The 18,026-nt window shown below is 65.5% G+C and carries 16 protein-coding genes, 1 tRNA gene and 1 riboswitch; of the genes, 12 read left to right on the top strand and 5 right to left on the bottom strand.

The features are described from left to right. Positions 1-79: 79 nt before the first annotated feature. Together EWH10_RS04545 and EWH10_RS04540 are read left to right on the top strand one after the other, a co-directional pair. Positions 80-724 carry a class I SAM-dependent methyltransferase gene (locus EWH10_RS04545; RefSeq protein ID WP_044660396.1) on the top strand — a complete coding sequence of 215 codons (645 nt, stop codon included), beginning with the start codon at positions 80-82 and terminating at the stop codon, positions 722-724. Positions 725-977: 253 nt separating this feature from the next. Next, positions 978-2,243 carry a glutamate-5-semialdehyde dehydrogenase gene (locus tag EWH10_RS04540; RefSeq protein WP_044660395.1) on the top strand — a complete coding sequence of 422 codons (1,266 nt, stop codon included), beginning with the start codon at positions 978-980 and terminating at the stop codon, positions 2,241-2,243. 101 nt (positions 2,244-2,344) lie between these two features. Here the strand turns inward: EWH10_RS04540 and kdsA are convergent, their stop codons facing one another. Together kdsA and EWH10_RS04530 are read right to left on the bottom strand one after the other, a co-directional pair. After that, on the bottom strand, positions 2,345-3,172 hold the full coding sequence (kdsA, locus tag EWH10_RS04535) for a 3-deoxy-8-phosphooctulonate synthase (protein ID WP_044662825.1): 828 nt from the start codon (positions 3,170-3,172) through the stop codon (positions 2,345-2,347). Positions 3,173-3,177: 5 nt separating this feature from the next. Beyond that, on the bottom strand, positions 3,178-3,471 hold the full coding sequence (locus EWH10_RS04530; protein WP_025551496.1) for a hypothetical protein: 294 nt from the start codon (positions 3,469-3,471) through the stop codon (positions 3,178-3,180). A 21-nt stretch (positions 3,472-3,492) separates the two neighbouring features. Between EWH10_RS04530 and EWH10_RS04525 the strand changes: the two genes are divergently transcribed. Both EWH10_RS04525 and EWH10_RS04520 read left to right on the top strand, forming a co-directional pair. Next, positions 3,493-4,620 carry a hypothetical protein gene (locus EWH10_RS04525; RefSeq protein ID WP_044660394.1) on the top strand — a complete coding sequence of 376 codons (1,128 nt, stop codon included), beginning with the start codon at positions 3,493-3,495 and terminating at the stop codon, positions 4,618-4,620. Next, positions 4,617-5,990, top strand: coding sequence for a cytochrome P450 (locus tag EWH10_RS04520; protein ID WP_044660393.1), 1,374 nt, complete (start codon positions 4,617-4,619; stop codon positions 5,988-5,990). The genes EWH10_RS04525 and EWH10_RS04520 overlap by 4 nt, the downstream gene beginning before the upstream one ends. A 409-nt stretch (positions 5,991-6,399) precedes the next feature. Here EWH10_RS04520 and EWH10_RS04515 read toward each other — a convergent pair whose 3' ends face one another. Next, entirely contained in the window at positions 6,400-6,696 is a 297-nt protein-coding gene (locus tag EWH10_RS04515) for a hypothetical protein (RefSeq protein WP_044660392.1), read from the bottom strand. An 83-nt stretch (positions 6,697-6,779) separates the two neighbouring features. Next, positions 6,780-6,890: riboswitch (TPP riboswitch) on the top strand. Positions 6,891-6,945: 55 nt separating this feature from the next. Between EWH10_RS04515 and EWH10_RS04510 the strand changes: the two genes are divergently transcribed. The 3 genes from EWH10_RS04510 to EWH10_RS04500 all read left to right on the top strand — a co-directional run bounded on the left by EWH10_RS04510 (position 6,946) and on the right by EWH10_RS04500 (position 10,059). Further along, positions 6,946-7,353 (top strand): DUF2065 family protein, encoded by a 408-nt coding sequence (locus EWH10_RS04510; RefSeq protein ID WP_044660391.1) that lies wholly within the window; start codon positions 6,946-6,948, stop codon positions 7,351-7,353. An 11-nt stretch (positions 7,354-7,364) separates the two neighbouring features. Beyond that, positions 7,365-9,224, top strand: coding sequence for a phosphomethylpyrimidine synthase ThiC (gene thiC / locus EWH10_RS04505; RefSeq protein ID WP_044660390.1), 1,860 nt, complete (start codon positions 7,365-7,367; stop codon positions 9,222-9,224). Positions 9,225-9,343: 119 nt separating this feature from the next. After that, positions 9,344-10,059 (top strand): IS5 family transposase gene (locus EWH10_RS04500; protein WP_229742333.1). Its coding sequence is split into 2 segments (ribosomal slippage): positions 9,344-9,638 and positions 9,638-10,059, totalling 717 coding nucleotides; the frame shifts between segments, so codons are not numbered across the junction. Between the two features lie 101 nt (positions 10,060-10,160). Here the strand turns inward: EWH10_RS04500 and EWH10_RS04495 are convergent. Together EWH10_RS04495 and EWH10_RS04490 are read right to left on the bottom strand one after the other, a co-directional pair. Further along, positions 10,161-10,553: an ArdC-like ssDNA-binding domain-containing protein gene (locus EWH10_RS04495; protein ID WP_065846158.1), complete on the bottom strand. Its 393-nt coding sequence runs from the start codon at positions 10,551-10,553 to the stop codon at positions 10,161-10,163. Positions 10,554-10,866: 313 nt separating this feature from the next. Next, positions 10,867-10,941: transfer RNA gene (locus EWH10_RS04490), tRNA-Gly, on the bottom strand. Between the two features lie 258 nt (positions 10,942-11,199). Here EWH10_RS04490 and paoA point away from each other — a divergent pair. The 5 genes from paoA (at position 11,200) to EWH10_RS04465 (ending at position 18,018) form a co-directional block, all read left to right on the top strand. After that, the gene (gene paoA, locus EWH10_RS04485; RefSeq protein WP_044662823.1) at positions 11,200-11,850 is read left to right on the top strand and encodes an aldehyde dehydrogenase iron-sulfur subunit PaoA; all 651 of its coding nucleotides are present in this window, start codon (positions 11,200-11,202) and stop codon (positions 11,848-11,850) included. Then, entirely contained in the window at positions 11,847-12,797 is a 951-nt protein-coding gene (locus EWH10_RS04480) for an FAD binding domain-containing protein (protein ID WP_044660387.1), read from the top strand. The genes paoA and EWH10_RS04480 overlap by 4 nt, the downstream gene beginning before the upstream one ends. Before the next feature lie 3 nt (positions 12,798-12,800). Next, entirely contained in the window at positions 12,801-15,017 is a 2,217-nt protein-coding gene (gene paoC, locus EWH10_RS04475) for an aldehyde oxidoreductase molybdenum-binding subunit PaoC (RefSeq protein WP_044660386.1), read from the top strand. 52 nt (positions 15,018-15,069) lie between these two features. Next, a complete protein-coding gene (locus EWH10_RS04470) occupies positions 15,070-17,073 on the top strand; it encodes a TonB-dependent receptor (protein WP_044660385.1) in 2,004 nt (667 codons plus the stop codon). A gap of 159 nt (positions 17,074-17,232) precedes the next feature. Continuing rightward, on the top strand, positions 17,233-18,018 hold the full coding sequence (locus EWH10_RS04465) for a S1/P1 nuclease (RefSeq protein WP_044660384.1): 786 nt from the start codon (positions 17,233-17,235) through the stop codon (positions 18,016-18,018). Positions 18,019-18,026 lie beyond the last annotated feature (8 nt).

Raw genomic sequence — 18,026 nt, 5'->3', positions numbered from 1 at the left:
TGTCCCTCCACCGCGAAGGCGCTTGCATGCCCGTGCGATTTTTGCGAGTCGGACAGGCAAGGCAGACAGGCGAGAATGAATGGCCTCCATCCCTTTGAAGAAAAAGAACCGGGCCGTTTCCGGAAAACCGTCCTCCACCTTCCTGGGTCAATGGGGCATGTTCCTCCGGCAGTTCATCAAGCATCCCGGCATGATCGGATCGGTCATCCCGTCCTCGCAAATGCTGGTCGACAGCATGCTGGAGGGCGTGGACTGGCAACGGACCCGGCTGTTCGTGGAATATGGCCCGGGCGTCGGGACGTTCACGCGGCCCATTCTCGACCGGCTGCATCCGGACGCCACCCTGCTGGCGATCGACCTCAATCTGGACTTCGTCGCCTATCTGGAGGCGGAGATCGACGATCCCCGGCTGCGCATCGTCCACGGTTCGGCCGCCGATGTCCGCCGCTTCATCAAGGAGGCCGGCTATGCCCAGGCGGACTATGTCCTGTCGGGCATTCCCTTCTCGACCCTGCCCGGCGGCGTGGGGGAGGCGATCTGCGCCGAAACCCGCTCGGTGCTGAAGACCGGCGGCGCATTTCTGGTCTATCAATATTCCGGCTATGTCCGCCGCCTGCTGTCGCCGTTGTTCGACGAAATCGGCGACCGGGTGGAGTGGCGCAACATTCCACCGTGCCGGATGTTCACGGCGGTGAAGCGGGAAATCCTGGCCCAGGTGGCCTGACCCTTCCGCCTTCCTGTTGAATTTACGTCATTTCGCCGGGATTTTGTCCTGTCCGGCAGGTCTATACCCCATTTGGGGTATGCGCCATGCAGCGCCGGTCGCTACGCGCCCCGCATAGGCAGACCTTCTGCCTCCGGCGGCCGGGCCATATTGCGACCCATGGCCCGGTTGCCGGCTAAGGTTGCCGCAACGATCGTTTCGCTTCGGCCGGCTTTCATGATAAGGCCCGGCGCGAAACACGGCGAGATAGTTCATGAACGACCTGACCCAGACCCCCGAAATGCTGATCGCGACCATGGGCGCGCGTGCCCGCGCGGCAGCGGCCCAGCTTTCCACCGCCAGCGACGCGCAGAAGATCGACGCGCTGCGCCGCGCCGCGCAGGCGCTGCGGGATCAGGCGCCGCGGATCATCGCCGCCAATGCCCGGGACATGGAAAACGCCGCCGCCAACGGCCTGTCGCCCGCCATGCTCGACCGGCTGAAGCTGGACGAGGACCGCGTCCTTGCGACGGCGGCGGGCGTGGATCAGGTCGCGATCCTCATCAATCCGCTGGGCAGCGTGATCGACAGGCAGGTCCGCCCCAACGGCATGGAGTTGAGCCGCGTCCGCGTGCCGCTGGGCGTCATCGGCATCATCTATGAAAGCCGCCCCAATGTGACCGCCGACGCCGCCGCGCTCTGCCTGCGCGCCGGCAATGCCGTGATCCTGCGCGGCGGCAGCGAGGCGAAGGAAAGCAACCGCGCCATCCACGCCGCGATGGTCGAGGGGATCGTCGCCGCCGGCCTGCCCGCCGATGCCGTGCAACTGGTCCCCACCACGGACCGCGCCGCCGTGGGCGCGCTGCTGAAGGCGTCGGAATTCATCGACCTGATCGTCCCGCGCGGCGGCAAGAGCCTGGTCGCCCGCGTGCAGGAAGAGGCGCGCGTGCCCGTCCTCGCCCATCTCGACGGCATCAACCACAGCTATGTCGACGGCGCGGCCGATCCGGACATGGCGCAAAAGCTGGTGGTGAACGCCAAGATGCGCCGCACCGGCATTTGCGGCGCGACCGAGACGGTGCTGATCGACAAGGCCTATGCTGAGGCGCCCGCCATCGTGAAGGCGCTGCTCGACGCCCAATGCGAAGTGCGCGGCGACGAGGCCGTGCAGGCGATGGACAGCCGCGTCACGGCGGCGTCGGACGAGGATTGGGATACCGAATATCTCGAAGCTATCGTCTCTGTGCGGATCGTGGACGGGCTGGACGAGGCGCTCGCCCATATCGCCGCCCATGCCAGCCACCATACCGACGCCATCATCACCGAGGATGCGGAGAGAGCCGAGCGCTTCCTGAACGCGGTCGACAGCGCCATCGTGATGTGGAACGCCTCCACCCAGTTCGCGGACGGCGGCGAGTTCGGGCTGGGCGCGGAAATCGGCATCTCCACCGGCCGCCTGCATGCCAGAGGCCCAGTGGCGCTGGAAGGCCTGACGACCTATAAATGGCTGGTGCGCGGAACGGGGCAGACCCGGCCGTAATGCCCAAACCCCTCCTCCGTTCGCCCTGAGCTTGTCGAAGGGCTTCGACAGGCTCAACCCGAACGGGGAGAGGGTGGTGCTCAAAATGGAGAGGGTGGCGCTTACCCCTTCACCACCCCATCGATCGCCTTCAGCTTCTCCAGCATCGGCCCGACCCACTCTACCGGCAGCATCACCGGCCCGTCCGAAGGCGCATGGTCCGGATCGTCATGCGCCTCGGCAAAGATCGCGGCGACACCCGCCGCGACGGCACTGCGCGCCAGCACCGGCGCAAATTCCCGCTGCCCACCGGAAGCCGATCCCAATCCGCCCGGCTGCTGCACCGAATGGGTGGCATCGAACACCACCGGATAGCCCGTCTGCGCCATCGCCGGCAGCGAGCGCATGTCGCTGACCAGCATGTTATAGCCGAAACTCGCCCCTCGTTCAGTCAGCAAAATCCGCTCATTCCCGGTCGACGCGACCTTCTGCGCCACCGCCGCCATGTCCCACGGCGCCAGGAACTGCCCCTTCTTCACATTGACCACCGCGCCGGTCCGCCCCGCCGCCAGCAGCAAATCGGTCTGGCGGCACAGAAAGGCGGGAATCTGGAGAATATCCACAGCCTCCGCCGCCGCTTCCACCTGCCCGGCCTCATGCACGTCGGTCAGCACCGGACAGCCGAACGCCGCCTTCACCTCCGCCAGGATCGCCAGCCCCGTATCGATCCCGACGCCCCGTTGCCCCGATACGGAGGTCCGGTTCGCCTTGTCGAAGGAGGATTTGAAGATGAATGGCACCCCGGCACGTCCCGCAAGGCCGGATAGCTTTTCCGCCATCATCATCGCATGGTCGCGGCTCTCGATCTGGCAGGGGCCGGAGATCAGGACGAAGGGCAGGTCGTTGCCGACGGTAACCGACCCGATGGAAACATGCTTGGCTGTCATCATCGCGCTCACTTCGGCGCTTTGACGAAGCGGCGCAAGAGCTGCCCGCGCCAAAGCCCCTTGCCGGGATGATAATTCCAGCAGAACCAGCCGAAGACGAGGCAGGCCAGCAGCGAGGGCAGCGCCATCGGATCGCCTTCCCCCTTCATGTGCCGGTAAAAGGCAAGGTCCGCCCGCCACCGGTCCCGCTCGCTGCCGCCGCCGTTGATGCCATAGGCATTGTCGTGACGCCGGCAACCGATGTTTCGGTTGTATTTGCGGTGGTCTATGAAATAGCAGTAATCGCGTTCGGGTGTCGTCATGGCCCGATGTGGACAGGGGCCATGGAAAAGTTCAAGCGTAAAGTCTTCTACCTTGGCGGTTTCGACCCGCGCGGGGTGCGTTTCTACCACCAGATGTACCGCGAGCAGGCGGAAGCCTACACGCGCCTGTCGGGCGAACGGGTGGAGGTCAGCGCCCGCCGCTCCGGCCCGGCCTCTTCCGCCAGTTGGACCGTCACCAACCATAGCGCCGGGGTCGAGACCGATTATGAGTTCCTCCGCTGGGAGGATCTGGTCGGCAAGGTGTGGATACGCAATCCGCTGCTGCTGGCGTGGCGCTCCATCGCCACATATGGCGCCCATGCCCGCCACATGCAGTTCCTGCGGATGCGGAAACTGCGTCCGGGGCCGGTCATCACCATCCTCTACCCGCCGCTGCTGGCGGTGCTGATCCCGCTGGCGTTGGCGCTGATACCCGCGCTGCCGCTTTCGCTGCTGATGCCCTTCTGGGCCGCCGCGCTGATCGGCATCGCCGTCAGCGTGGCTCTGTCGGGCCGCCTGCTCAACAAGCTGATCGTGCCCTGGCTGCTCCGTTTCATGGTTTACAACCACAGCGTCGCCGCCAAAGGCCCGGGTGCGGATATGGACGAGCGCCTGGACCAGTTCGCCGCCCGCATCGTGGCGGAGGTGGACGGCCCCTGGGACGAGGTCGTCTTCGCCTCCCACAGCAACGGCACCATCTATGCGATGAGCGTGCTGCGCCGCATCCTGGAATTGCGCGGCGACCGGCCGCTGCCCGAAAATTTCACCGTCCTCACCCTGGGCCAGGTCGTTCCCGTCATCGCCCTGCGCAAGGATGCGCGCTGGTATCATGCCGACCTCAAGGCGCTGGACGACAAGCCCTTCCGCCTCGTCGATTTCTCCGCTCCCCCCGATGGCGCGGCCTATCATGGCGTCCATCCGATCCGCCTCGTTTCGGATCGGTGCGCGGCGCGCGTCGACCTGCTCTCGCCCCGCTTCCACCTCTTCTACGATCCGGAAAACTATCATGGCGGCTGGTCGAACAAATATGAGGCGCATTTCGACTATCTGCGCGTGGGCGACCGCCTGTCGCCGGTGGACTATGTCAGCCTCACCGCCGGCCGCCGCACCATCGACGAAGCCATAGCGCAGTTCAGGACGATCCCATGACGCAGCCCTTCACCCCGCCCTATCCCGAACCGCCGCGGACCCGCCGTGGCCTCGTCAAGCGCTTCTTCCGGGGCTGGCATAGCTGGATTCATGTCCTGTTCGAGAAGAGCTACACGATGAAGCTGGGCGAAATCCGCATGCCCGGCCAGACCATGTACATCGCCAACGAACTGCCGCTGGTGGACCAGATCCTGCGCGGCGGCACGGCCTATCCCAAACATCGCGAACTGGTCCGCAACCTGTCCCCCCTGATCGGCAACAGCGTCTTCTCCGCCAATGGGGAGGATTGGGAAAGCCAGCGCGCCATGGTGAACCCCGCCTTCGCCCACACCGCGCTCAACCGCTCCATGCCGCTGATGGTAGCGGCGGCCGACGACCTGCTCGCCCGGCTCGACGCGGCGGACAAGGGCAAGCCGGTCGACATCGACCCGATGATGACCCATGTGGCGGCCGACATCATCTTCCGCACGCTTTTCTCGGAGCCGCTGGACGAGCGCCGCTCCAACATCATCCACACCGCCTTCGGCCGTTTCCAGCGGCTCGCCCACAGCGCCTCGATGCTGCGCCTCTACGGCTTTCCGGCGCGCTGGTTCGAGAAACGCTCGCTGGCCCCGGCAAAGGCGATCCATGAGGTCTTCCGTCCCATCGTCGAAGCGCGCCATGAGGGCTTCCACCAGCGTGGCGAGGCGCCGCACAAGGACATCCTCCAATCGCTGATCGAGGCGAAGCATCCCGAAACCGGCGACCCCTTCACCCTGCAACAGGTGATGGACCAGGTTTCCACCGTCTTCCTCGCCGGCCATGAAACGTCCGCCAGCACCATGACCTGGGCGCTCTACATGCTGGCGGAATGCGCCCATATCCAGAACGCCGCCCGCACGGAGGTGCAGCAGCTCGCCGGGGACGCGCCGCTCACCGCCGCGATGCTCAAGGACATGGGGGCGATCCGCAACATCTTCCGCGAAACGCTGCGCCTCTATCCGCCCGTCGCCTTCTTCCCGCGCGAAGTGACCTGCCCGATGCCGATGCGCGACAAGAGCCTTGAGGAAGGCGCAATGCTGGTCGTCGCCCCCTGGCTCACGCAGCGCAACAAGGACAACTGGGCCTGTCCGCACAGCTTCATGCCCGAACGCTTCGAAGATCCCGCCAATGCGGAGATGGTGCGCCAGGCCTGGTTTCCCTTCGGCCGCGGGCCCCGGGTCTGCGTGGGCGCGGGCTTTGCACAGCAGGAGGTGATGACGGTGATCGCCAGCGTCCTGCGCCGCTACCGCCTGTCGGTGCCCGACGGGTTCAGGCCCGAACCGATCAGCCGCCTGACCATCCGGCCAAGGACGGGGATGAAGCTGATGTTCGATGCCGTCCGGCTTTGACGGATGGGGTGGATTGCGGACATTCCCCCTCCCGCAGGCGGGAGGGGGTTAGGGGGTGGGCTGGCGCGGCATCTGCGCTGTTTTGCAACGGCTAAGTCAGAAGCTCGCTACGCTCGCGCCCACCCCTAACCCCTCCCGTTTACGGGAGGGGAATGTCCTGGATTGGTCGAAACCAGACGAGCAATCACCGGTCCGTATCTCAACTCGGCATGCGTAACCCAAAAGCGACACCCGCCTCGAAAACCATCCTATTTCCTGCGCCGGGACAGTTTCAGCCTGTCCTATTCCGCCTTGCCCGGCCTAACCAGCACCCCTCTTTGAATACGTCCGAACCATCGCGCCCATGCCTACGCGCGCCCGGGCACGCGCGCGCATATGGTGTGAACTTCGGCGGAAAACCGCCGGAATCTCACCCTCTGATCCGCCCCACTATCGCCTGTCCGGCCACCCGCTGCCGCAGATAGCGCCGCTTCAACACCACGCTCGCCGCCAGCAGCGGCACGCCCAGCATGATGCAGATCGCGCCCAGCATCGGCGGCCAAAGTCCGAACAGGCTGTGCATGTTCAAGGCGGAAGGCGCCAGCACCAGCAGGAAACCCGCCGTCAGCAGCCATAATCCCCAACGGCGCGGCCTGACCGCGATCATGCGCATCTCGTGCCGGTGCGCCTTGCGCCCTTCCTTCGTCGACAGATCGGGATGCTTCATCGCCGGCCACTAAAGCGGAAAAGGCGACCTGCTGTCCAGCGTCAGAACGGGGCTTTCGTTCGCTCTCCGCTTGGGCTACATGCGGGGCATCCCCGGGGGACCGTCCACAGGCGGTTGAGAGGCGGCTGACGTGGCCGCGACCCGCTGAACCTGATCCGGATAAGACCGGCGTAGGGAGGGAACGGCTTGTTCGCATGCAGCAACCCGCGCCCGCCCTCCGCCCCGACGCGAAGAGGAGGACGGCAAGCCATGGACAGCATTTCCGTCCTGACCCTGCGCCTGGCTGAAGCCATCGGCCTCTACATGATCGTCATCGGCACAGGGGGCCTCGTGGCGCCGCAGCGCTGGCGGCAGATGATGGACGATCTGGAACGCTCGCCCGGTCTGGTGATGGCGCTGGCCTTTCCGGTCTTCGCGGTCGGCGCGGCGCTCGTCCTCATCCACAGCATCTGGCGCGATCCGCTGTCCATCATCGTCTCGGCCATCGGCTATGTCGCGCTGGTCGAGGGGGCGCTGCTGCTCGCGGTCCCGGCGCCCCTGCTCAAGATCGGTCGCTGGTCCCTCAACTTCACCCGCGCCTGGGCGATCCTCAGCATCGTCCTCGGCATTCTCCTCTTCCTCGCCGGCCTCACCGGCCGCGCCACCGTCATCGCCTGAAAGGAACCCAAATGGCAGACGTCCCAGCACGAACAGAGATGCGCGTCACCACCGGACCCATCCGTGGCTCGCGCAAGATCCATGTCGGCCCGCTCAAGGTCGCCATGCGCGAGATCGACCTGGAACCCGGCAGCGGCGAAGCGCCGGTCCGCGTCTATGACACGTCTGGTCCCTATACCGACCCCAATGCCCGCATCGACATCATGGCGGGCCTTCCCGCTTTGCGCCGGGACTGGATCATCGGCCGGGGCGATGTCGAGGAATATGACGCCCGCGCCATCCAGCCGGAGGATAACGGCCTGAAAGGCCCCGACCGCAGCGGCGGCGTTCAGCCCTTTCCCAACACGGTCAAGCGTCCCCTGCGCGCCAAGGCTGGAGCGAACGTCTCCCAGATGCACTATGCCCGGCGCGGCATCATCACGCCGGAGATGGAATATGTGGCCGAGCGCGAAAATCTGGGCCGCGCCCGCCTCGCCGAATATGTCCGCGACGGGCAGGACTGGGGCGCGTCGATCCCCGACTATGTGACGCCGGAATTCGTCCGGGAGGAGGTCGCCCGCGGCCGCGCCATCATCCCGTCGAACATCAACCACCCGGAATCGGAGCCGATGGCGATCGGCCGCAACTTCCTGGTGAAGATCAACGCCAATATCGGCAACAGCGCCGTCGCCTCCGACGTGGCGAGCGAAGTCGACAAGCTGGTCTGGTCGATCCGCTGGGGCGCCGACACGGTGATGGACCTGTCGACCGGCCGCAACATCCACGACACCCGCGAATGGATCATGCGCAACTCGCCGGTCCCGATCGGCACCGTGCCCATCTATCAGGCGCTGGAGAAGGTCGGCGGCATTGCCGAGGAACTGACCTGGGACATCTTCCGTGACACGCTGATCGAGCAGGCCGAACAGGGCGTCGACTATTTCACCATCCATGCGGGCGTGCGCCTGCCCTATATCCCGATGACGGCCAAGCGCGTCACCGGCATCGTCTCGCGCGGCGGATCGATCATGGCGAAATGGTGTCTCGCCCATCACAAGGAATCGTTCCTCTACGAACATTTCGACGAAATCACCGAGATCATGAAGGCCTATGACATCGCCTATTCGCTGGGCGACGGCCTGCGCCCCGGCTCCATCGCCGACGCCAATGACGAAGCGCAGTTCGCCGAACTCTACACGCTGGGCGAACTGACCAAGCGCGCCTGGGAACAGGATGTGCAGGTGATGATCGAAGGCCCCGGCCACGTCCCGATGCACAAGATCAAGCAGAATATGGACAAGCAGCTCGAAGCCTGCGGCGAGGCGCCCTTCTACACGCTTGGGCCGCTCACCACCGACATCGCGCCGGGTTACGACCATATCACCAGCGGCATCGGCGCCGCGATGATCGGCTGGTACGGTACGGCCATGCTCTGCTACGTCACGCCCAAGGAGCATCTGGGCCTGCCCGACCGCGACGACGTGAAGGTGGGCGTCGTGACCTACAAGCTCGCCGCCCACGCGGCCGACCTGGCCAAGGGCCACCCCGCCGCCAAGGTCCGCGACGACGCGCTGAGCCGCGCCCGCTTCGAATTCCGCTGGCGCGACCAGTTCAACCTGTCGCTCGATCCCGACACGGCCGAGAAATATCACGACCAGACGCTTCCCGCCGAAGGCGCGAAGACCGCCCATTTCTGCTCCATGTGCGGCCCCAAATTCTGCTCGATGAAGATCACGCAGGAAGTGCGCGACTTCGCCGCCAGGCAGAACCAGCCCGCAGACAGCTTCCTCGCGGCGGAGGACGCCGAAAAAGGCATGGCCGAAATGAGCGAAATCTTCCGGCAGACCGGCAGCGAACTCTATATGGGCGCTGGTGGGCGAGATCGCGACTGAGTTTTGGAGAACTGGGTTTCGTGGACAAAGCTTGACTGGATGACGTGGGGTTGACTCAAGGCTGCCTTTTGGAGGCAGGCTTGGGCGAACGGATTGGTCTTTCAGATAAGGAATGAGGTTTGATCGGGCCGCTGCTTCCATTGGAGGGGAGGCGCGGTTGCCGCCCGCCAGGTGACAATAGGCTATTCATGGAGGCGGTGCTGTGGATTGTTCGCACGGGCAGTCCATGGCGTGATCTGCCCGCCATGTTCGGCAACTGGAGTACGGCGTTCAGGCGGTTTCGCGATTGGCGGGAAGCCGATATTTTCAAGCGTATTTTCGATGTGCTGTCGGAGGAACCCGACATGGAATACGCCATGGTCGATGCGACCATCGTCAAGGTTCACCGGCATGGCCAGGGCGCAAAAGGGGGACTCAGGGCCAGGCCATTGGTCGCTCAAAAGGCGGCATGACGACCAAGATTCTGGCGCTGACCGATGCCTTGGGCAATCTGGTGCGCTTCGAGTTGCTGCCGGGCAACCGCTACGACACCATAGGCGTCGCACCGTTGATCGACGGTATTGAGTTCGGTGCCCTGCTGGGCGACAAGGCCTTCGATTCCAACTGGATTGTACAGGATCTTGATCAGCGTGGGGCGAAGGTTGTCATTTCACAACATCCCGGCCGCGCCCAAAAGCTCAAGATCGACGTCGAGATGTACAAATGGCGTCACCTGATCGAAAACTTCTTCTCCAAACTTAAGGAATTCAAACGCATCGCTATGCGTGCCTGCAAAACCGACCAGAGCTTCTCTGCAATGATCTATCTCGCCGCAGCCATCATCAACTCACGATGAATCCCCACAAACCCTAATCTTTATCGGAGGGGTGGATCATACCGAAACTGAGTCTTAGGATGCTACGCCTTTGCTTTGGCAATCGGCTCCCGGCCAGCATTTTAGGTCTTCTGGCGATGTCGGCCGTCTCCTGTACCGCTCCAACCCAGTATATGGGAATTTCGTTGGTGCCTGGCGCCGCTGACGCCGACGCCCACGCCCTGCTCGCCGCGTCGGACATGGCCGCCGAGCGCCAGCGCCTGCCGGAAGGTCAGGAAGGCATGGGAGGCAAAGCCGCGCGAGACGATCGCATCCCAGAGTGTGAGTACATTGATGCCGCTGTATCGCCGATCTCTGACGGCGTTGTAGGGCATGCCGATACTCACCTTCGACGAACCCCAGGGCTGGACCCAGGGCGCGCGTCCGGCTTCCAGCTCGGCGATGATCCGGTTGGTGATCTGTTCGTAGAGGTCGGTCCGCTCACCCGCGGAACGGTGGGTGCGTGCATAGGCCATCGCGATTCTCCGCGACGGGTCGGTCCCGAGCCTCTCTCGTGACGCTCAACCCGTCACGGCCAACCGGCCGCACTCTCACTCTTGAAGGGGGCGCTACGGGGCGCAGCCCGTTTGAAGGGGTCGTTTGAGATTCGCGAAGCGAAGCTCAAACGCAGGGGAAGCCGTTCCCCTGCAGGATCAGGCGCTGCGCGAACGCACGCTACTGACCGCCACTCAGCTCGAAAGACGTGGACGACGTGTGGACGATGATAAGGAAATCAGGTTTCCAAGACCGAATCAGCATCGAGTCACCAGCTGATTTTCTCGGAAAATCTGGAGCGGGCGAAGGGATTCGAACCCTCGACCCCAACCTTGGCAAGGTTGTGCTCTACCCCTGAGCTACGCCCGCTCTGGCGGCCGGAGGAAGTGTCCCTCTCGGCGGGTGGGGGGCAACTAGCAGCGGCTTCCCACCTCGGCAAGGGAGAATCTGCATAAAATCATTTTTTTCCGATCCCGCCGGATTTCCCCGCCCGATAGTGGCTTTTCCCACCTTGCGGCTTGGCCTCGCGTGGCCATATGCTACTATTCTGCCTGTCAAATCAGTGAGCAACGACCGAATATGATCGCCCTTCGCTTCCTATGGCGGGGGCAGGAGGAGGAGCATCGCATGCCAGAACCGTTGACGCGCCGGGGCCTGCTTCAGGGCAGCGCCGCCGCCGCCGCCGCCATTCCCGTGCTGGGCGACGCGCAGGCCGCTGCTCCCGCCCGCCCGCAACGCCAGAAGGAGCAGGCCCAGATGAGCGCCGTAGGATTGACCGTGAACGGCCGGGAAGTGCATCTGCAACTCGACCCCCGCACCACCCTGCTCGACGCATTGCGCGAGCATCTCCACCTGACCGGCACCAAGAAGGGCTGCGACCATGGCCAGTGCGGCGCCTGCACGGTGATCGTGGAGGGGCGGCGGATCAACAGCTGCCTCACCCTCGCCGTCATGCATGAGGGCGATCATGTGACCACCATCGAGGGGCTCGGCACGCCGGAAAAGCTTCACCCGATGCAGCGCGCCTTCATCACCCATGACGGCTATCAATGCGGCTATTGCACGCCCGGCCAGATCTGTTCGGCGGTGGCGGTGCTGGAGGAGATCGAGGCGGGCATCCCCAGCCACGCCACGGAGGACCTCGACCGCGTGGCCTTTTCCGAGGGCGAGGTGCGCGAGCGGATGAGCGGCAATATCTGCCGCTGCGCCGCCTATCCCAACATCGTCGCGGCGATCCGCGAAGTCGCCGGCCATGGAACTGCGGAGGATAAGGCATGAGGCCCTTCACCTACAGCCGCGCCGCCAGTGTCGAAGATGCGGCCAGGACAGCCGCCAGCACCCAGGGCGCGCGCTTCATTGCGGGCGGCACCAATCTGCTCGACCTCATGAAGCTCCAGATCGAGACGCCCACCCATCTGATCGACGTCAATCATCTGGGCCTCGACCGCATCGAGCCGACAGCGGAAGGCGGCCTCAGGATCGGGGCGCTGGTCCGCAACACCGATCTGGCCGCCGACAAGGCCGTCCGCCGCGATTATGCGGTGCTCAGCCGCGCGCTGCTGGCCGGCGCTTCGGGTCAGCTTCGCAACAAGGCGACGACCGGAGGCAACCTGCTCCAGCGCACCCGCTGCCCCTATTTCTACGACACGCGCATGCCCTGCAACAAGCGCAAGCCCGGCAGCGGCTGCGGCGCGCTCAAGGGGATGAGCCGCAGCCTGGCGATCCTGGGCACCAGCGACGCCTGCATCGCGCAGCATCCGTCCGACATGGCGGTGGCGCTGCGCCTGCTCGATGCGCAGGTCGATACGGTGGGCGCCGATGGCGGCCGTCGCTCCATCCCGATCGCGGATTTCCACCTGCTGCCGGGCGAGACGCCGCATATCGAAAATGCGCTGAAGCCCGGCGAACTTATCACTTCCGTCACCTTGCCGAAGCCTCTGGGCGGCACCCATGTCTATCGCAAGGTGCGCGACCGCACCTCCTATGCCTTTGCGCTGGTGTCCGTGGCGGCGGTGTTTGAGAAGGACGGCCGGGCGCGCTTCGCCTTCGGGGGCATAGGGGCCAAGCCCTGGCGTACCGATGCCGCAGATGCCGCCGCCCCGTCCGGCGCGGCGGCCGTGGCGGAGGCGGCGCTCAGCGGCGCTCGACCCACCGCGCATAATGCGTTCAAGCAGCAACTGACCGCCCGCACCCTTGCCTCGCTCTACCGTCAGAAGGGGGCCTGAGCCATGAAGTTCGACACGCCAGCCACCACCAACCCGATCGACCGGGGCCGCGTCATCGGCATTCCCCATGACCGCATCGACGGCGCCGCGAAGGTCACCGGCACCGCGCCCTATGCCTATGAACGGCACGATGCCGCGCCCAACGCCGCCTATGGCTGGATCGTCGGGTCGGCCATCGCCAAGGGACGGATCAACGCCATGGACCTGCGGGCCGCTGAAGCCGCGCCCGGTGTGCTGGGCATCGTCACCCACCAGAATGCGGGGCCGCTCGGCAAAGGCAATATGAACACCGCCCATCTGCTGGGCGGTCCGCAGATCGAACATTATGAGCAGGCGGTGGCGCTGGTCATTGCCGACACGCTGGAAAATGCGCGCGACGCCGCCCGGCTCGTCCGCATCGATTATGCGCCGGATCAGGGCCGCTTCAACTTGGCGGCGGAGCGCGACAAGGGCGTTCCGCCCGAAGGCGGCTTCGGCGGCCCTGCTGATACCAAAGCGGGCGATTTCGAAGCCGGTTTCGCCAAGGCGGCGGTGAAGATCGACCAGCACTACACCACGCCCGACCAGAGCCATGCGATGATGGAGCCGCACGCGACCATCGCCGCCTGGAATGGCGACAAACTCACGCTCTGGACCTCTAACCAGATGATCGCCTGGAGCGTGGGCGAAATGGCGGCGACGCTGAAGATTCCGAAGGAGAATATCCGCCTCGTCTCACCCTATATCGGTGGCGGTTTCGGCGCGAAGCTGTTCCTGCGTGCCGATGCGCTGCTGGCGGCGCTGGGCGCGCGCATGGTCGGCCGCCCGGTGAAGGTCGCGATCGCCCGGCCGCAAATCCCCAACAACACCACTCACCGCCCCGCCACCATCCAGCGCATCCGCATCGGCGCCGACAGGCAGGGCGTGATCGACGCCATCGCGCATGAGGTCTGGTCGGGCGACCTGCCCGGCGGCGGCGCGGAGACGGCGGCGCAGCAGACGCGCCTGCTTTATCGCGGCCCCAATCGGCTGACGACGCATCGCCTGTCGACGCTGGACCTGCCGGAAGGCAACGCCATGCGCGCCCCGGGCGAGGCGGTGGGCCTGCTGGCGCTCGAAGTCGCGATGGACGAGCTGGCCGAGGCCTGCGGCGTCGATCCGGTCGAACTGCGCATCCGCAACGATGTGCAATATGATCCCGAAGCCGGGCCGCAGCGCCCCTTTTCCAGCCGCAAGCTGGTCGAATGCCTGCGCGAGGGCGCGGAACGTTTCGGCTGGAACCGCCGCAATCCGAAGCCTGGGCAGGTGCGCGATGGCCGCTGGCTGGTCGGCATGGGCGTCGCCTCCGCCTTCCGCAACAATCTGGTCACGAAGTCGGGTGCGCGCATCGGCGTCGATGCCAAGGGGCATGTGACGGTCGAAACCGACATGACCGACATCGGCACCGGCAGCTACACGATCATCGGCCAAACGGCGGCGGAAATGCTGGGCGTGCCGCTGGACGCCGTGACCGTGCGGCTGGGCGACAGCCGCTTTCCCGCGTCGTCCGGTTCGGGCGGCCAGTGGGGCGGGAACAGCTCAACCGCGGGCGTCTATGCCGCCGCCATGGCCCTGCGCGCCAAATTGGCCGAAAAGGCGGGCTTCCCGGTGGACAAGGCGCTGTTCGAGGATGGTCTGGTGCGCCTGGGCAACCAGTCCCAGCCGCTAGGGACGCTGGCGGGGCGCGAGGGCCTTTGGGCAGAGGACAGCATGGACTATGGCGACCTCACCAAACGCTATGCGCAGGCCACGTTCGGCGCGCATTTCTGCGAGGTGGGCGTCGACATCGACACCGCCGAAGTCCGCGTCCGCCGCATGGGCGGGGCCTTTGCCGCCGGGCGTATCCTCAATCCCAAATCGGCGCGCAGCCAGGTGATCGGCGCGATGACCATGGGCGTGGGCGCGGCGTTGATGGAGGAGCTGAGCGTCGACACGCGGTTCGGCTTCTTCGTCAACCACGACATGGCCGAATATCTGGTGCCGGTGCATGCCGACATCCCGCATCAGGACGTGCTGTTCATCGATGAACTGGACGACAAAAGCTCGCCCATGAAGGCCAAGGGCGTCGGTGAACTGGGCATTTGCGGGGCTGGCGCGGCGGTCGCCAACGCGATCTACAACGCCACGGGCGTGCGCCTGCGCGACTATCCGCTGACGATCGACAAGATTCTGGCGGCGTCAACCGGAAAAAGGGTCGCTTGAACTTCCTGCGCGGCGCCCCTAGTCCCTCTCCCAAAGAGAGGAAAGGGCGCCGATGAAATATCTTTCGCTGTCACTGGTTCTGGCCGCAATTCCGACGGTTGCGGCCGCCGGGACGGAGGCGTCCGACACGGACCGCATCGTCGTGACGGGGGAGGGGCTTTCCCTGCCGCCGGGGACGCCGGCCTATGGGTCGGTGATCATCGACCGGGACCGGCTGACCAACGGCGCTTCCGGCCGGATCGAGAGCGTGCTGGGCGATGTGGCCGGATTCCAGCAGTTCCGCCGTTCCGACAGCCGCTCCGCCAATCCTTCCGCCCAGGGAGCGACATTGCGCGCCTTGGGCGGCAACGCTTCCAGCCGGACGCTGGTGCTGCTGGACGGCGTGCCGATGGCCGATCCCTTTTTCGGCTATATCCCCTTCAGCGCACTGGTGCCCGACCGCCTGTCGGTGGTGCGGGTGACGCGCGGCGGCGGCATTGGGGCCTTCGGCGCGGGCGCGGTGGCCGGGACCATCGAACTCGCCAGCGCGACGCGGGATCAGCTTCCGACCTTCGGCGCCAGCGCCTTCTACGGCAGCAAGGATGCGACCGAACTGACCGCCAGCCTGACGCCGGATCTGGGCGGCGGCTATGTCTCGCTTTCGGGCCGCTGGGACCGGGGCGACGGCTTCCAGACCACGCCCCGGAACCAGCGCGTCGCCGCGACTTCGCCCGCCGCCTATGACGGCTGGTCGACCAATTTGCGGGCCGTCGCGCCCCTGTCCGCCACATCGGAGATCCAGTTCCGCGGCACCATCTTCCACGACGAGCGCACCCTGCGCTTCAAGGGCGCGGACAGCATGAGCGAAGGGCAGGACGCCAGCATCCGCTTCATATCCCGCGGTGCATGGCAGGTCGATGCGCTGGCCTATATCCAGGCGCGCAACTTCTCCAACATCGTGATCTCGGCATCCACCTTCCGCAAGTCGCTCGACCAGCGCAATACGCCCTCGACTGGCATTGGCGGCAAGATCGAGCTGCGCCCACCGGTCGGCCCCGACCATGTGCTGCGCATCGGGGCCGACACCCGCTTCGCCACCGGCGACATGTTCGAGGATGGCTATAACGCGAATATAGCGGCCAATCCGGTCACTTCCCGCCGTCATGCCGGCGGCGAGCAGATGACCACCGGCCTCTTTGCCGAGGATGACTGGACGCTGGGCCGGCTGGTCCTGACAGGCGGGGTGCGGGCGGATCGCTGGACGATCAGCAACGGCTTCTATCGCGCCACCGGCACCGGTGCGGCCAACAACAGCTTTGCCGACCGTTCGGACTGGCAGTTCTCCGGAAGGGCGGGCGCTCTCTACCGCATCAGCGATGCAGTCGCGCTACGCGGCGCGGCCTATAGCGGTTTCCGCCTGCCGACGCTGAACGAGCTATATCGGCCGTTCGTGGTCTTCCCGATCACGACCCGCGCCAATGCCGCGCTGACGCCCGAAAAGCTGAAGGGCGTGGAGGCGGGCATCGACCTCACGCCCATTCCGGGCCTGACCCTCTCCGCCACCGGCTTCATCAACCGGCTGGACGATGCCATAGCCAATGTCACCCTCACCAATGTCGCCAATACGCGCGAGCGGCAAAATGTCGACCGCATCACCGCCAAGGGGATCGAATTGACCGCCGTCGGCCGGGTGGACGACTTCCTGCTTTCGGCATCCTATGCCTATAGCCACAGCACCGTCCATGCGCCGGGCATGGGCTTTGACGGCCTCACCCCCGCGCAGAGCCCCCGTCATGCCGCGAGCGCCACGCTGGCCTGGGAGCCGGAGCAGGGACCGGCGCTTTCCGCGACGCTGCGCTATGTCGGCAAGCAATATGAGGATGACCTCCAGACCGATGTCTTGCCCGATGCGCTGACCGTCGATGCGGTGGCGCGCCTGCCGCTGGGCCATGGCGTCACCCTGGTTGCCCGGGGCGAGAATCTCTTCGATGAGGAAGTGATCACCCGCAACGCCGGAGGGTCCATCGACCTCGGCACCCCCCGGACGCTGTGGATCGGCTTCCGGTTCGCAAGCTAGAGCCGGTTTCGATCTGATGGAATCAGATCGCTGCTCCAGATTCCTTGTTTTGCGCGATTTCGCGGCAAGCGATCGGTTCCGGTCGCTTGCTGATCGCTTTAGGGCAACCCTCTGAAAAAGCCCGCTGGTTCCGCCGGGGCAAAGCTGTATGAGGTCCTCATGCGCTTTGCCCTTCTCCTCGCCCTGCCGTTTCTCGCCGCTGCGCCTGCCCAGGCCTGGGGACCGATCGGCCATCGCGTCACCGGCGCCATAGCCGACCGCAACCTGAGTGGCGCTGCACGCGCCCAGGTCCGCCTGCTGCTGGGGTCGGAAGATCTGGCCGAAGCGGCGACCTGGCCGGACGACATGCGGTCCGACCCCGCCGAATATTGGCGCAAGACGGCCAGCCCCTGGCATTATGTCACGGTGAGGGAGGGCGATCGTTACACCGCCGCGGACGCGCCGAAGGAGGGGGACGCGATGACGGCGCTGACCCGCTTTACGGCGACGCTTCGCGACCCCAAGGCGTCGCTGGACGACCGCCGCATGGCGCTGCGCTTCGTCGTTCACATCATTGGCGACCTGCATCAGCCGCTGCATGTCGGCGGTGGTGACGACCGGGGCGGCAATGATGTGAAGGTCACTTTCTTCGGCGCGCAGAGCAACCTGCATTCGGTCTGGGATTCCGGCCTGATCGACCAGCGCGCCCTGTCCTATTCGGAATATGCGGACTGGCTGTCGCGGTCGATCACGCCGGAACAGACGATTGCCTGGAGCCTGTGTGATCCGGACATCTGGACCCGCGAAAGCATCGCGCTGCGCAAGACCGTCTATCCGGCGGACCCGAACCTGTCCTGGGACTATGCCTATCGGCATCGCGCCGAGTTGGACGACCGGTTGCGGCGGGCAGGTGTCCGCATCGCCGCCTGCCTGAATGCGATTTTCGATTCGCCCCGGCAGCCCTAGGACCGGTC

The organism is Sphingobium fuliginis, assembly GCF_004152845.1.
Lineage (GTDB): Bacteria > Pseudomonadota > Alphaproteobacteria > Sphingomonadales > Sphingomonadaceae > Sphingobium > Sphingobium fuliginis.
The sequence above is the reverse complement of the archived record's forward strand: the minus strand, read 5'-3'. Positions and strand labels throughout refer to the sequence as shown.

Bases quoted from the DNA above. Each gene is read 5' to 3' on its own strand.
- EWH10_RS04495 (WP_065846158.1), bottom strand. From the start codon at position 10,553: ATGGCCTATGCACGCACCCACCGTTCCGCGGGTGAGCGGACCGACCTC.
- EWH10_RS04545 (WP_044660396.1), top strand. From the start codon at position 80: ATGGCCTCCATCCCTTTGAAGAAAAAGAACCGGGCCGTTTCCGGAAAA.
- thiC (WP_044660390.1), top strand. From the start codon at position 7,365: ATGGCAGACGTCCCAGCACGAACAGAGATGCGCGTCACCACCGGACCC.
- EWH10_RS04520 (WP_044660393.1), top strand. From the start codon at position 4,617: ATGACGCAGCCCTTCACCCCGCCCTATCCCGAACCGCCGCGGACCCGC.
- EWH10_RS04540 (WP_044660395.1), top strand. From the start codon at position 978: ATGAACGACCTGACCCAGACCCCCGAAATGCTGATCGCGACCATGGGC.
- EWH10_RS04525 (WP_044660394.1), top strand. From the start codon at position 3,493: ATGGAAAAGTTCAAGCGTAAAGTCTTCTACCTTGGCGGTTTCGACCCG.
- EWH10_RS04480 (WP_044660387.1), top strand. From the start codon at position 11,847: ATGAGGCCCTTCACCTACAGCCGCGCCGCCAGTGTCGAAGATGCGGCC.
- kdsA (WP_044662825.1), bottom strand. From the start codon at position 3,172: ATGATGACAGCCAAGCATGTTTCCATCGGGTCGGTTACCGTCGGCAAC.
- EWH10_RS04470 (WP_044660385.1), top strand. From the start codon at position 15,070: ATGAAATATCTTTCGCTGTCACTGGTTCTGGCCGCAATTCCGACGGTT.
- paoC (WP_044660386.1), top strand. From the start codon at position 12,801: ATGAAGTTCGACACGCCAGCCACCACCAACCCGATCGACCGGGGCCGC.
- EWH10_RS04515 (WP_044660392.1), bottom strand. From the start codon at position 6,696: ATGAAGCATCCCGATCTGTCGACGAAGGAAGGGCGCAAGGCGCACCGG.
- EWH10_RS04510 (WP_044660391.1), top strand. From the start codon at position 6,946: ATGGACAGCATTTCCGTCCTGACCCTGCGCCTGGCTGAAGCCATCGGC.
- EWH10_RS04530 (WP_025551496.1), bottom strand. From the start codon at position 3,471: ATGACGACACCCGAACGCGATTACTGCTATTTCATAGACCACCGCAAA.
- EWH10_RS04465 (WP_044660384.1), top strand. From the start codon at position 17,233: ATGCGCTTTGCCCTTCTCCTCGCCCTGCCGTTTCTCGCCGCTGCGCCT.
- paoA (WP_044662823.1), top strand. From the start codon at position 11,200: ATGCCAGAACCGTTGACGCGCCGGGGCCTGCTTCAGGGCAGCGCCGCC.